The organism is Oceanicola granulosus HTCC2516, assembly GCF_000153305.1.
GTDB classification, from domain to species: domain Bacteria; phylum Pseudomonadota; class Alphaproteobacteria; order Rhodobacterales; family Rhodobacteraceae; genus Oceanicola; species Oceanicola granulosus.
The window spans coordinates 207663-223223 of record NZ_CH724108.1 but is presented as its reverse complement, the minus strand read 5'-3'; the positions used below and the strand labels follow the sequence as shown (position 1 = coordinate 223223).

The 15561-nt window shown below is 70.8% G+C and carries 2 protein-coding genes; one reads left to right on the top strand and one right to left on the bottom strand.

Annotated features, from left to right (window positions below; genetic code table 11):
* Positions 1 to 183: 183 nt before the first annotated feature.
* Positions 184 to 14136 carry an inverse autotransporter beta-barrel domain-containing protein gene (locus OG2516_RS13425; RefSeq protein ID WP_040615857.1) on the top strand — a complete coding sequence of 4651 codons (13953 nt, stop codon included), beginning with the start codon at positions 184 to 186 and terminating at the stop codon, positions 14134 to 14136.
* Here the strand turns inward: OG2516_RS13425 and OG2516_RS13420 are convergent.
* The gene (locus OG2516_RS13420) at positions 14133 to 15476 is read right to left on the bottom strand and encodes an MATE family efflux transporter (protein ID WP_007256239.1); all 1344 of its coding nucleotides are present in this window, start codon (positions 15474 to 15476) and stop codon (positions 14133 to 14135) included. The two genes, OG2516_RS13425 and OG2516_RS13420, sit on opposite strands and share 4 nt — an antisense overlap.
* Positions 15477 to 15561 lie beyond the last annotated feature (85 nt).

Sequence of the window (15561 nt, the reverse complement as noted above, 5' to 3'; positions counted from 1 at the left end):
CAAGCAGGCGGCGCGCGCGGTCGGCAGTCCGACCTGTGGCGCATCGGCATCGGTTCCCGCAGAACTGGATTTTTGCCTTCACTTGCCGCGACGGCATGTGGTCTCCGTTGAAGATGCATGCGGATTTCCGCAGTCTGCCGGGGGGATTAGGGGTTGCAGGGGAACAGGGACCGGACGACGTCGATGATGCGCAAATCGCGCGCGGCCGGGCGACGCCGCAAGCAGGACAAGCGCCAACCGTCGGTCCCGCCGCTCCCCGCGCCGCCGCTGAAGCTGCACATCTCCCGGGTGCTCCACACCTCCACGGCGCTGACGCTGGCGACGTCGCTGTCGGTGCTGGCGATGTCGGGCCGCGCGGCGGCCGACGATATCTGGCAGCCCTCCGTCGGCGTCGCGACCGACATCGGCCCCAACCGCGCGCTCTCCGAGCTGCGGGTGTTCTTCCCGGTCCTGCAGGACGCCGACAGCCTCTACTACGTCGACCTGCGCCTCGATCAGCGCGGCGGCGGGCTCGGCTCCTACGGGGTGGGCACGCGCCACATCGTCAACAACGACCTGATCCTCGGCGGCTACGCCTTCTACAACAACGAGCGCGTCGACGGCCGCACCTTCCGCGGCTTCTCGCTCGGGGCCGAGGCGATGACCGCGGAGTGGGACGGGCGCGTCAACGTGCACATCCCGCGCAGCGAGGACGAGGTCGGCTCCGTGCTCGGCGGCGCCTCGGCGCTGCAGATCGTCGGCAACACCCTGCAGGGCGATTTCGACGTGGTCGCCAACCGCACGCTCTACGCCGTCGACGCCGAGATCGGCCGCCGCTTCGACGGCATCGCCGGCCCCGGCTCGTCGCTGCGCCTCTACGGCGGGGCCTACCACTATTTCAACGACGGCGGTCCGGAGGCCGACATCACCGGCGCGCGCGCCGGCTTCGAGTTCGAGTTCCGCGAGCCCGACCGGCGCGACGCGCCGCGCGTCACCGTCGGCGCGAGCGTCAGCCACGACAACCACAACGACACCCTGACCACCGCCCATCTCGGCCTGACGATCCCGCTCGGCGGCATGGCCGCCGCCGAGAGCGGCACCAGCCGCGGCAACGTGCGCGTCAGCTCGCAGAACCGCCCCGGCAGCGGCGCGCCCGGCGCGATCCCGCAGGCGCTGCTCGAGCGGATGAACGCCCGCGTGCGCCCGCTCGGCATCGTCACCGTCACCCGCACCGAGGAGCTGACCGCCCCGATCCTCGATCCCGAGACCGACCGCAGCATCGGCGCGTTCTACTTCGCCGACGACGACAACAGCCGCGGGGCGGGCACGCTCGAGGATCCCACCACCCTCGCCCACGCCACCCGCGCGGCGGGCGAGGACGGGATCGTCGTCGCGCTCGAAAACGGCGACGGCACCATCCGTTCGGCCGGCGTCACCCTCGCCGACCGGCAGACGCTGATCGGCGGCGGCGGCGAGATCACCGTGAAGGTCGGCGACGCGCTGATCGATTTCGACCTGCCCGGCCGCGCCGGAACCATCGAGGGCGTGGACGGCCACAACGCCATCAACCTCGCCGACGGCAACCTGATCGCCGACGTCACCATCACCGGCGACGGCGGCGGCATCTTCGGGCGCGGCATCGACGGCGCGACCCTGCGCAACGTGACGATCCGCGACACCGGCGGCACGGGCCTCGAGCTGCGCGACGCGCGCGGCACCGTCACCGGCTCCGGCCTGTCGATCATCGACGCCGGCGGTGACGGGCTGGTGGTCGGCGGCGGCAGCGTCAGCGTCGACCTCGACGCCGCCTCGAACATCGAGCACGTCGGGACCGGCGCCGCGGTGCGCGTCGAGGACGGCCATTCCGGCGCGCTCGACTTCGCCGGCGAGCTCTTCGCCTCGGCCGGCGCGGGCCTCGTCTTCGACGACGCCGACGGCATCTACGACTTCACCGGCGAGGTGCTGCTGGCGGAGACCGAGCGCGGCATCGACATCCGGGGCGGCTCGAGCGGCATCTTCGCGTTCGGCGACGACACCCTCATCGCCGACACCACCGGCCCCGCCATCGACATCCGCGGCGACGGCGCCAGCGCCCCGACGCTGAGCTTCTCCGGTCTCGCCACCACGCTCTCCACCGCCGTGCGCATCCGCGACACCGCCGCCGCGGGTTCCGGGCTGCTGTTCGGCGGCGTCATCGACGGCGAGTCCGTCGAGCTGTCGAACGTCGACGGGGACGTCGCCTTCGCGAGCGTCGTCCTGTCGCGCCTCGAGATCACCGGGGGCAGCGGCCACTACACGATCCGTGACGCGCTCGTCGCCACCGACGACGGCGACACGATCAGCGTCACCAACAGCAGCGCCACGGTCGACTTCGACGGCGTCGTCACCCATGTCGGCGACGGACGGCTGCTGACGATCACCGGCAACGACGGCGCGACGCTCGACTTCGGCGGCGCCTTCTTCGGCGCGGGCACGGACGGCGGGCTGCTCGTCTCGGACAACACCGACAGCACGCTCGGCTTCGGCGACGTCGCGCTCGGCGATGCGCTCGACCCCGCCACCGGCGGCGGCATCACGATCACCGGCAACAGCGGCGGCAGCATCGGCTTCGACAGCGTCGAGATCTTCACCGCCGACACGCCCGGACTCGTCGCGCGCGACAACAGCGCCGCGCTCTCCATCGCGGGGGGCGGCATCGACACGACCGGCGCCGCCGCGCTCAGCCTGACGGACACGACCCTCGGCACCGTCACCCTCGACTTCGTCGCCGCCAGCGGCGGCAGCGGCGCGGGGATCGGCCTCGACGGGGTCACCGGCGCCGCCCTCACGGGGGAGTCGGCCGTCCTGCGCATCGACACGCTCACGATCACCGACAGCGGCGCGGAGGGCGTGCGGATCGACGGCGGCGACCTCACCGTCGACCTCGGCGACGCCACGATCACCGGCAGCGCCGACGGCGGCCTGCGCGTCACCGACGTCGCCGAGGGCGCGACGGTCGGCATCGGCGGCACCGGGCTCGCCATCACCGGCAACAGCGGCAGCGGCATCACCGTGACCGGCAACGCCGGCGACGTCGCCATCACCGCCCCCGTCACGCTCGCCGACAACAGCGGCATCGGCATCGACCTCGCCGGCAACGCGGGCGGCGTCACCTTCGGCGACGTGGACATCACCCTCGCCGACGGCGACGGCCTGCGCGGCGTGGAGGTCTCCGGCACCAACGACGCGATGACCTTCGGCAGCGTCACCATCGCCGAGGTCGGCGCGGGGGCCGGACAGGTCGGGTTCGACCTCGCCGGGGCCACCCTCACCGGGGCCACCGGCCTCACCGCACTCGAGATCACCGGGCCCGACAGCTCGACCAACTCGGTGGGCATCGACCTCACCGGGCTGCAGGGCAACCGGGACGTCCGGCTCGGCGACACCGACGCCGGCGGCGCCTCGAGCCGGATCGAAGGGCTCCACCGCGGCGTCGTCATCGACGAGACCGCGCTGGTCCAGTTCACGTTCGGCGACGGCGAGAGCACCGTCGACATGGGCTCCGTGATCGACGTCAACGGCCAGGCCGACGCGGCCGTCATCGACGCCCCCGACGGCACCCACGCCGCCTCGTTCTTCGACTTCTCCGACGTCACCGTCGGCGCGCGCGACCTGTCGAACTTCCCTGTCGTCAGCGACCTCACCCTCGTCAGCGAGACCGGCGGGCTCATCGCCGCCGGCACCCACGGGCTGTCGAGCGACGTGGTCACGATTTCCGTCGACGAGGCGCTGGCGCTGGACAACGACGGGCAGACCTTCGTGCTCATCGCCCACGACGCGAGCGGCGAGATCAGCGTCGCCGGGGCCGGTTCCGACAACCTGAGGGGCTTCGCGCTGAAGCAGGGCCAGAGCCTCTACGGCCTGAGCAACGGCAACAGCGTGGTGCTCAACCCGAACCAGCCGGTCAACATCCGCGGCACCCTCGGCGGCACCGGCGGCACGCTGACCCAGAACGACGCGACGCTGGTGTCGGGAATCGGCACGGTCGTCTCGACCACGACGGGCGACCACACGATCGGCTCGCTGAAGATCGCCAGCGACATGAGCACGGGGATCCGCCTCGACGGATCGGCCGGAGCGGTCACGATCCGCGACGTGGACATCGAGGACGGCGGCGCCTTCAGCACCGGCCTGGAGGCCTTCCAGAGTTCCTCGGCCCTCCGCGGCATCGACCTCGACATCGCCGACCAGTGGACCGGCATCAACCTCCGGCGATCGACCGGCGCGGCACAGTTCGACGCCGACAGCTCGGCCAGCGAGTCGAGCATCAACGTCGTCTCGCTCATCGATGGCTCGGGCGACGTCACCTTCGACGGCACGATCACGAAGACCGACGCGTCCCTCGGCGGCGGCATCGGCATCTTCGACTGGAAGGGCGGCTCGGTGACGTTCGGTGGCGAGATCGACGTCGTGGGCCGGTCGGGGGTGCTGATCTCGCAGAGCGATCCGGTCAGCGTCGCCTTCACCGGCCCGCTGTCGGTGGCCAGCGAGGACCTGGAGGCCTTCAAGGCCACGGGCCCCGTCACGCTCACATCCACCGGCGTGGCGCACCTGTCGTCGGTGGACGCGACCGGCCTGACGCTCGACGGAGTCACCATCGGCGCGGACGGCTTCGGCGTCACGAGCCTGACCACCGCCGGCGGCACCGGCCTCCTGGTGAGCGACACCACGGGCGCGCTCACGGTGGGGTCGGTCGATATCGCCTCCGGCGACGACCCCGGCATCCTCGCGTCGGGCACCGACGCGTTCGACCTGGCCATCGGCGGCGGCTCCGTCGTCACCGGCGACGCCGTGGCGCTCGACCTGCGCGACATCGACGTGGACGTGACGCTCGACGCGGTCTCGGCGACCAATGTCGGCCTCGGCTCCGTGCGGCTGTTCGATCTCGACGGCAGCCTCTCGATCCTCGGCGGCACCCTCGAGACGACGAACGGCCCGGACGACGTCGACAGCATCGAGATCGCGCAGACGGTCGTCGGGCGCGACCTCGACCTGACGCTGGCCGACATCGTCGTCACGCAGGATCCCGGCCCGACCACCAGCGAGATGGCGGGGATCGTGGCGGAGACCACGGGCGGCACGCTGACCCTCGCGCTCGGCGATCTGACCATCGCCGCCGGGCACCTGGGCCTCGCCCTGAGCAACGAGACCGCCGACACCTCCGCCCTGACCGTGACGGAGATCGGCGACCTCACGATCGGCAGCAGCGTCCTGGACGCCATCTTCAGCGGCGTGCACCTCGACGCCGATCCGTCGACGGACGGGGCCCAGAGTGTCGACGCCGGGACGTTCGTCTTCGGCAGCGAAACGGACAAGGTCGGCGAGGGCTTCTTCATCCTCGCTCCCGGATCCCAGAGCACCGGTGCGCTCCGGATCGCCGACCTTCAGGTCTGGGCCGCGGGGACCGCGGTGCTGGTCGGCGGGTCGGCGGGGCTGTCGTTCAGCACCACCACCGGCACGCTCGACGGCAGCCTCGGGCTGATCGGGACGAGCGGAAACATCACGCTCGCCTCCGTCACCGCCGACGACGCGACGCTGACGCCCGTGAGCGGCGATGTGCAGCTGCAGCGCGGCGCGATCGGCAGCTTGCACATCTCCGGAGGCGCAGATCACACCATCGGCGCCACCCTCGGCAACGCGACCGACGAGGCGGCACTGGAGATCTCCGACACCACCGGCGGCACCATCACCGTCAGCGGCCCGATCAACGACCAGAGCAGCACGGGCGCCGGCCGCGGCGTCGTGCTGAGCGGCCTGGCGAACACGACCGTCAACATCGGCACCCACGCCTCCCTCGTCGGCGGCACGTTCGAGATCGCCGACAGCGCCACGTCGAGTGTCACGACCGCCGGCATGGGCATCAACGGTGTCGGGACGGGCAAGACCGGGATCGTGCTGAACGGCGCAATCGGCACCGTCACCTTCGGCGGCTCGACCTTCGTCACCGCGAGCGGCGGTTCGGCTGTCGGCTCGACCACCGGCAGCATCGACGGCAGCGTGAGCTTCTCCGATCTCCGGCTCCAGCTCCCGACCGACGACAGCACCGGCCTGGACCTCGCGGGCGTCACCCTCGACGGCACGCTGAGCACGCAGACCTTCACCGCGAGCGGCAAGACCGGCGGCAGCGGCATCGTCGCGGTCGACCTCGCCGGCGCCGTCACCGGCAGCACCGCCCTAGTCCAGCTCGGCGCGACCGCCGGCGCGACCGTCACCTCCAACGTCAATGTCGGCGTCGCCTTCGACAGCGCGACCAACATCAACTTCACCTACGGCGACGGCGACGCGACGAGCCGCGATTCGGTCCTCGCCAGCCCGGTGCAGATCTTCGCCGAGAACGCGCCGCTCGGCGGCAGCTACGACTTCACCGACGTCGACTTCACCCGGACCCACCGGGCCGGCGTCAGCCGCACCCCGACCAACGTGTTCCCCTCCGCCCCCGTCGTCTTCGTCGCCGCCAACCCGACGGGCGACGGCTCGGGCCGCGACCAGTGGAACCTCACCACCATCGACCAGGCCGACGCCATGAGCGGCGTGCTGACCTTCGTGCTCGTCAACGACGGCAGCCCGATCAACGACCGGAGCGGCTTCAGGCTCGACGCGGGCCAGCACATCGACGGCTTCGGCAACGGCAACGAGGTGACGGGCGGCCTGCGCATCCCCGAATCGTTCACCGGCGTGCCGGGCGCGGAGGGCACGATCAGCGACCCGACCGGCAACGGTGCGGCGACGCTCATCAACACCAGCCTCTCGGGCAACTCGGTCTTGTCGCTGGCCGGCGAGAACAGCGTCGCCAACGTGCGCATCGAGTACACGTCCGGCTCGAACGGGGCGGCCATCGACGCCACGACCGCCACCGGCGCGATCCGGCTGGGCAGCGCCGAGGGGGCGCTCGTCGTGGCGCATTCCGCCGGCTCCAACGCCACCGGCATCAACGCCGCCGACAGCTCCGCCCAGCTCACGCTGGCGGACGTCGACATCACCGGCGGCTTCATGACCGGCCTCGCGCTCAACCTGCGCACCGACGCCTCCGGCAGCTTCGACGCCGACCAGCTCGACATCAGCGGCGCGAGCACGGGCCTGCTCATGACGGGCAGCACCCGGCCCGTCACCTTCGGCGGCGAGGACCACGACCGGATCGCGATTTCCGGCACCAGCCGCGCCGCGGTGCTCGATGGGACGGGCGCCACCCTGCTCACCTTCACCGACGATACCACCTTCAGCGGCGCCCAGGGGGCGACGCTCGAAGTCTCGGGACAGGTGAACGCCAGTTTCGCCGGCACGTTGAGCCAGTCCACCTCGACCGGCCTCGCCTACATCCTCGACGTCGCCGACCACTCCGGCACGCTCGACTTCGAGGCCGGCTTCACGATCACCGCCTCCGACGGCGCCGGGGTGCGCTTCGCGCAAGCGAGCGGCACCTACAATCTGCTCGGCTCGATGGGCCTGAGCGGCGGCGCGGGCCTCCTGATCCGCAATTCGGACGGCACGTTCGGGTTCGGCGACGGCGCCACCATCACCAATCCGACCGAGGCGGTCCGCATCACCGGCAACAGCGGCGCGACCGTCACCTACGACGGCACGATCTCCCAGACCGGCGGTGCGCCGGCGCTCTCCGTGGCCAACAACACCGGCGGTGCCGTCACCTTCGGCGGCCGGATCACGGCGGACGTGAGCGGAAGCAACGGGATCGAGATCGACACCAACACCGGCACCGTGACGAGCTTCACCGGCGGCCTCGACATCACCGCGAGCGGCGGCGACGCCCTGAAGGTCAGCGCGGGCGGCACCGTCTCCGCCAGCGTGCCGACCGGCGGCGCCAACAGCCTGAGCGCGACGAACGGGCTGGCGCTGAACCTCGTCGACACCGCCATCGGCGCACCCGGGCTCGCCATCGGCAGCGTCACCGCGAGCGGCGGCGAGCACGGCATCGAGATCGTCGGGGCGAGCGGCAGCGGGATCACCCTCGGCGCGGGCAACGCGCCGGTGACTATCTCCGACACCACCGGCACCGGCATCGAGCTGCGCGACAACAGCGCCGCCATCGACATCGTCGGCCCGGCCACCGTGACCGGCGCCGGCGCCAACGGCGTCCTGCTCTCCGGCAACACCGGCACCATCGACATCCGCGACCTCACCGTCAGCGGCGCCGGGCAGACCGCGCTGAACATCGGCAACTACACCGGCAACGACGGCGCGCTCAGGTTCGGCAGCGTCGACATCACCACCGGCGGCTCGTCCACCGTGGGCGGCATCATGCTGGCGGCGCCCGGGGCGCTCGACGTCACCTTCGAGGACCTCGATATCGCCGTCACCCGCGATAACCAGACGGCCTTCGCCGTGCTCAGCGGCTTCTCCGGCAGCGTCATCGCCACCGACTTCGACGCCACCTCCACCGGCGCCGACACCATCGCCGTCAACCTCGCCGCCGCGACCGGCGGCGGCAGCCTCACCCTCGGCGACAGCGACGCCTCCGGCGCGAGCGCCAGCATCGGCGCGGGCTTCGCCACGGGTGTGCGCCTCGGCACCGGCACCGACCTCGCCTTCGTGTTCGGCGACGGCGAGACCGGCGTCGACCAGGGCTCCAGCATCGCCGCGACCGTCGCCATCGACGCCGGCAGCGCCCCGGCCTCGGGCAGCTATGATTTCCAGGACGTCGCCTTCGCCAACGGGCCCGGCACCGGCTTCGGGGTGGGCGAGGTCTACTGGGTCAGCTCCCAGGGCGGCGACGCCTTCGGCAGCGACGGATCGGGTCGCGATGCCACCAACGCCGCGCGGCTCGGCGACATCGAGCCGCTGCTCGCCGTCAACGACGTGGTGATCGCCGTCGACGACGGCGGCACGATCAGCGCCGGCGCGACCAACGGCGACAACACCTTCACCCTGCTGAACGGCGTGCAGCTGCTCGGCTTCGGCGACGGCGCGGGCGGCTCGCAGGCGGTCAACGTGCGTCTGAACGGGCCGGCCAACATCCTGCTGCCCGACAACGCCTACACCATCGCCGCCCCCGACAGCCGGGGCGCCGCGACGCTGACCACCACCTCGGGCGCGACGGTCGTGACCCTCGCCAGCGAGCGCAACCGGATCGCCGGGCTGACCTTCGACGGCAGCTCGTCGGCAGCGGGGGCCGTCGTCGACGCGGGCGGCGCGAGCGACACGCTGCTCGAGACGCTCGATGTCAGGAACTTCACCGGCACCGCCATCGAGATCACCCCCTCGACGCGCACCACCATCCGCGACGTGGACTTCTCCGGCAACGGCAGGGACATCCTGCTCAACGCCGCCGACAGCACCCTGTCGGGCATCACCGGCACCGGCGGGATCGAGCTGCACAACACCACCGGCAGCACGGCCCTGACCGACGTCAGCCTCGACGGCGGCGGCCTCGACCTCACCGGCGCCGGGGGGACGATCACCGGCTCGAACGTGGACATCCGCAACGCCGCAACCGGCCTCTACATCTCCGGCAACACCGCCACCGTCACGTTCGACGCCGCAAGCTCGATCGCCGGAAGCGGCAACTCCGCCCTCGTCACTTTGGGATCGCACGTCCTCACCTACGCAGGAACGATCGACCACGCCGGAACGAGCGACGCCGTCTCCCTCACGGACGGGAACGCGACATTCACCGGCTCGCTGACCACCGTCGGCGCCGGCGGGATCAACGTCACGCGCGGGCAGGCCACGTTCAGCGGCGGCATCGACATCTCGTCCGGCGGCAGGCACGGCGTGGTCAGCGACGGCACGCTGACCATCAACGGCTCCAGCGCAAACAGGATCGCGACCACGACGAACACCGCCTTCAGCGTGACGGGCACCATCGACGTGACGCTCGACGAGGTGACGCAGACGGCCGGCACCTCGGACGCGATCTCGCTGAGCAACGTCGACGGCACCTTCAACTTGACCACGGCCACCATCGTCCAGACCGCGACCACGGCCGTCTCCGGCATCAGGATCGCCCAGGGGGACGTGACGCAGACCCGGTCCGTCGCCGTCGGACTCGGCCTGCTCGACATCACCCAGGCGCCCTCGGCGCCCGGCGCGCAGTACGGCATCCTCGCCCTCGTCGAGGATGACGACAGACTCACGCTGAACGTCCAGAACTCCACTTTCGAGACCGACGAAGCGGCGATCCACGCCGTCAACTCCGGCACCGGCGCGCTCACCGTCACCAGCCTGCGCAACAACAGCCTGCGGGGCAGCGACAGCGTCGCCGGGTTCAACGACGGCTTCCATTTCGAGGGGGTCACCTTCGACAGCGAGCCCGAGACCGTCGGGATGCAGGCGGTCGATGGCGGAACGTCGGGCGTGCTGACCGGCGTGGCGGAGAATTTCCTGCGGATCCTTCAGCCCACCACCGGCGGCAGCCTCCGCTTCGCTGAGGTCGGGGCGCGGACGAGCGGGCAAGCGTTCCAGGTCGATGCGGAGCACTTCACCCTCAACATCGTCGGTGGCTTCGTCGATGGCGGCGGGATCGACATCATCGGGTCCGGCGCCGGCACGACATTGAACGCGACCTTCAGCGGGATCGATACCACGCGCCCCGTGCTGCTCCGGAACCTATGGGGCAGCCTGTCGGTCACCAACGAGATGCGCCTCATCGCCCCGGAGACGATCTCGGGCACGACCCGCACCACCACCACCGCCCTCACCATCGCCGACTCCGCCCTCGCGGTGACGATGGGGGGCTTCTCGACCGGAACGTCCGGTGGCGGCGCGGGAGAAACCAGCGGCCACCCGACGGTCGGTCTGCACCTGCGCGACAACACCGGCAGCTTCACCGTCACCGGCACCGCCGACATCAAGCTGACGCTGGAGGAAGGCGTCATCCTCGACTCCGCAGGAACGGTCGACATCAACCAACTGGTGCTCTGGCCGGCGGACGAGGTCGACGACGCCACCGTCAATGCCGCGCTGCCGGTCTCCAGCGGGGTGCGCATCACGGGCATCGTCAACCGTCCGATCGACATCGGCGCGCTGATCATGAGCAACCAGTTCAGCCGGGACGGGACCGTCGGCCTCGACCTCGCCGGCGCCACCGTCAACGACGACATCACCATCGGGTCGCTCGACCTTTCCGGGGGAGCCCGCCTCATCGCCGACACCGTCGGCATCGATCTCTCCGGCGCCACCGGCAGCGGGACCGTCAGCGTCGGCGCCGCGGACGGGCAGAGCGCCGACATCGGCGGGACCTATGCGGTCGGCGTGCGCACCTCGGCGGCGACCGACCTGGCCTTCCAGTACGGCGACGCCGAAGGCGACGTGGACAAGGTTTCCGGGATCGGGGCCACGATCCAGCTCGACCTGCCGGCGGCGCCGGCGGGCGGCAGCTACGACTTCCGCGACGTCGACTTCGGCGCCACCCCGCGGCTCGTCCTGCCGAGCGACGGCTCGAAGGTGTTCGTCGCCGCGACCGCGACCGGCGACGGCTCGGGCCGCGACGTCGACAACCGCGCCAGCATCGCCACCGCCGACGCGATCACCGGCAGCGGCGTCACCTTCGTGCTCATCGACGACGGGGCGGACATCGTGCGCTCGGGCGGCTTCACGCTCGAGAACGGCCAGAACATCGACGGCTTCGGCAACAACAACAGCATCTCGGTGACCACCGCCGTGCCGAGCAACTTCCTCGGCGTGACCGGTGGCGGGACGGTCACGGTCACCGATCCGGGCAACGGCGCGGCCACCCTGGACAACGACCAGGTCTTCGGCAACGCCACGACCGTGACCGCGGCCGGCAACAACAGCATCACGAACGTGATCCTGAAGACCGCTGCCGAGGCCATCAAGGTCGCCGACCTGGCGACGGGGGAGCACCTCGTCCTCGGCGCGCCGAACCAGCCGCTCGTGATGACCGCGAGCGGCCGGGCGACGGCGCTGCTGGTGGAGGGCGCGAGCGGCGGCAGCCTCACGATCCACGATCTGCAAGCGCCGCAGACCGGGCAGATCACGTCGCTGAGCCTGGCCAGCGCCACGGCGCTCACGCTCGACGTCAACCGGCTCGTCGGTGGCGCCGTCAAGTTGATGTCCGGCTCCGCCAACCTCGACATCGCGACCGGGGCCGGCGACGAGCTGAAGGCGACGGACTTCGTCATCAACAATCAGACCGGCACCATCCGGATCGGCAACGGGACCATGTCCACGACCTTCGCCGATGCCGCGGTCGCGTCGCTGTACAACGTGGCGGCCGTCACGATCGACGCGGCCATCACGTCGAGCGCTCCGGCGGCGTTCCTGCGGATGAGCGGGACGGGGAACATCACCTTCGGCGAGACGATCACCAACACCGGGGGCGGACGGATCGCCATCGGCGTGTCGAGCGTCCCCTTCACCGGGACTGCCAGCTTCGCCTCCCCCGTCACGCTCTCCGGATCGGGCTCGCGGATCGACGTCGCCGGCGGTTCGACCGGCACCGTCACGTTCGCCAGCGGCTCGTCGGTGAACAGCACCGGCGGGTCCGCGGGCATCCACATCGGCAGCAACGCCGCCGCGGCACCGACCTTCACCTTCAACGGCAGCGTCACCACGTCCGGCCTGTCGGGCCTCGTGGCGAGCCTCAACGGCGGCCAGGTCACGATCAACGGCCCGATCAGCGCCAATTCCGGCGCCAACGACGCGATCGACATCACCGGCGGCGGGGCCGTCGCCCTGACCGGCGGTCTCGACCTCGACGTCAGCACGGGCACCGCCCTGAGCGCGTCCAGCAACGCCACCCTGACCGCGACGGGCGCGGGCAGCACCATCGACGTCTCGTCGACGGGCCGGGCCGTCGACATCAAGAACGCGACGTTCGGCACCGGCGGCGTCACGTTCCAGCAGATCAACCAGACCGGCGGCACCCACGCCATCGTTCTCGAGAACACCGGCACCAGCGGCAGCTTCTCCGTCACCGGCGACGCCGGGTCCGCGAACAACGGCTCGGGCGGCCTGATCCGGCAGACCGGCGCGCAGGCGATCCTGCTGACGAACACCTACGGCCCGAGCTTCGACCAGCTCGACCTGACCGACAACGGCATCAGCACGAGCTTCGGCACAGGCAGCCAGCTTCATGCGATGAACGTGACGGGGCTCGACTACAGCAACGCGACGATCAACGGCGCGACCACGTCCGGCATCTACGTCGGCGACGAGATGTTCAAGCTGGTGAGCCCGTTCGGCAGCTCGTCGATCAGCAACGTCAGCTTCGAGGAGACGAACGGCAACGCGATCTATGTCGTGAAGGGTATCGCGGGCAGCAGCGGGCCGGATGTCCTGACGATTTCCGGCGTCGACGTGTCGAGCTTCGGCAGCAACGGCCAGTACGCGATCTACGCGGACACGGCAGGCACCGCGTCGCTCGGTGTCACTGTCACCGGCGGCTCCCTGACATCGGCGAACAGTTCGATCGGCGGGATCTTCGCCAAGGCGCGAGGCCAGTCGGATCTCGACTTGACGCTCAGCGGCGTCACGCTCAGCCGCTCCAACAGTGCCCCCTGGCTGGTGGAAACGCTGGTCCAGGACACCGCCACGCTCGGCTTCGAGCTCAGCGGAGGCAGCCTCACCGGGGCCGGCCTGCGCCTGCGCAACGAGGGAAGCCGCTCGTCGCTGGTTGCTCTCGTGGACGGGGCTTCGATCAGCGTCGCCGGCGGGCGCGCGATCGACGTCTTCGGCAACAGCGACAACCAGCAGAACGGCACGGACATCATTGTCCGGAACACGACGATCAGCGGTCCGTCGGCACCGTCTCCTGCCACCGCCATGTCGTTCACCTTCACCGGAAACAGCGACGCGCGCCTGGAGATAGACAACAACGACATCACTACGGAATTCCTCGAAACCATCGACGTCTTTGGGAAAGCGGGCACGACCCTGAACGCCACCATCACCGACAATACGATTGTCCCAAGCACGGTAACTGACAGTATCTATCTGCACACCACCAACGGGGCGATCTGCGTCAACGTCTCGAACAACTCGATGACGACTATCGGTTCCGCCACGCTGTTCAACAATAACGGAACTTATAGGATCGCTGGAACTGAAGCGGACCTCCATGCGACCAACACCAACATCATCCTGTCCGTCCTTGGGGAAGGCGCTTCCTACGAAGCGACCTGCGTCCTGCCCGTCCTCCCCTAGGCCTCCGCCTCCCGCTCCAGGGCGGGGTAGCGCAGGGCGAGGGTGAGGCCGCGGACGGCGAAGCTGAGCAGCAGGCCGAGCCAGAGACCGTGATTGCCGAAGGCCCACATCAGCGGGTAGATCGCGGCGAAGTAGGTGGCGGCGGAGACGACCATCATGTCGCGCATGTCGCCGGTGCGGGTGGCGCCGATGAAGATGCCGTCGAACATCCAGGCGGCGACGCCGACGACGGGCGCGGCGACCATGTAGACGAGGTAGCCCCGCGCCGCCGCGCGCACCTCGGGCGCCGTGGTCAGCACGTCGATCACCGCGCCGCCCGCCAGCGCGAACACCAGCGCCAGCACGAGGCAGATCCCCGCCGCCCAGGCCGACGTCAGCAGCGCCCCCCGCCGCAGCGCCGCCCGGCGGCGCGCGCCCAGCGCCTGCCCCACCAGCGCCTCGGCCGCGAAGGCGAAGCCGTCGAGCGCGTAGGAGGTCACGTAGAGGAACTGCAGCAGGATCTGGTTGGCCGCCAGCTGCACGTCGCCCATCCCCGAGCCGAACAGCAGGAAGCTGACGAAGATCGCCTGCAGCAGCACCGAGCGGATCAGGATGTCCGAATTGACCTGTGCCATCCGCTTGAGCCGCGCCCGGTCGAACACCCGCGGCCAGTCGCGCCAGGCCGGGCGGGCGAAGGCGTCGCGGCAGAGCCACAGGCCGAGGCCGAGGCCCGACCATTCGGCGAGGAAGGTGGCCACGGCGACGCCGTTGACGCCCCAGCCGAAGCCGAGCACGAACAGAAGGTCGAGGACGATGTTGAGGCCGTTCATCCAGAGCTGGATCGCCAGCACCGCCCGCGTCCGCTCCAGCGCGATGAGCCAGCCGGTGATGCCGTAGAGCGAGATCGCCGCCGGCGACGACCAGACCCGGATGCCCATGTAGCCGCGCGCCAGCGTCTCGACCTCCTCGCTCGCGGGGGAGACGAGGAAGGCGCCGGCGAAGAGCGGCCATTGCAGCAGGATGATCCCCGCCCCCGCCGCCGCGCCGACGATCAGCACCCGGCTCAGCAGCGCCGCGACCTCGCCCGCCTCGCCCCGGCCCTCGGCCTGCGAGGTGAGCCCGGCGGTGCCCATGCGCAGGAAGCCGAACACCCAGTAGATCGCCGTCAGGATGATCGCGCCGATGCCGACCGCGCCGATCGGGGCCGCCGCGCCGAGCTGGCCGACGACGCCGGTGTCGACGATCCCGAGGATCGGCACCGTGGCGTTGGACAGCACGATGGGCAGCGCGATGGCGAGCACGCGCCGGTGCGTCACCGCCCGCTCGGGCGGCGGCGCCGGATCGGGCGCGGCGGCGCTCATGGCGCGGCGGAGCGGGAGCGGACGGTCATGGCGCGGGCTCTCTGGTCGGGGCGGGTGCCCGACTTGTCGCGCCGCCCTCTGCGGG

What these genes read in the sequence shown, in the direction of transcription:
- OG2516_RS13425 (WP_040615857.1), top strand. Translation starts at nt 184, where the DNA reads ATGATGCGCAAATCGCGCGCGGCCGGGCGACGCCGCAAGCAGGACAAG.
- OG2516_RS13420 (WP_007256239.1), bottom strand. Translation starts at nt 15,476, where the DNA reads ATGAGCGCCGCCGCGCCCGATCCGGCGCCGCCGCCCGAGCGGGCGGTG.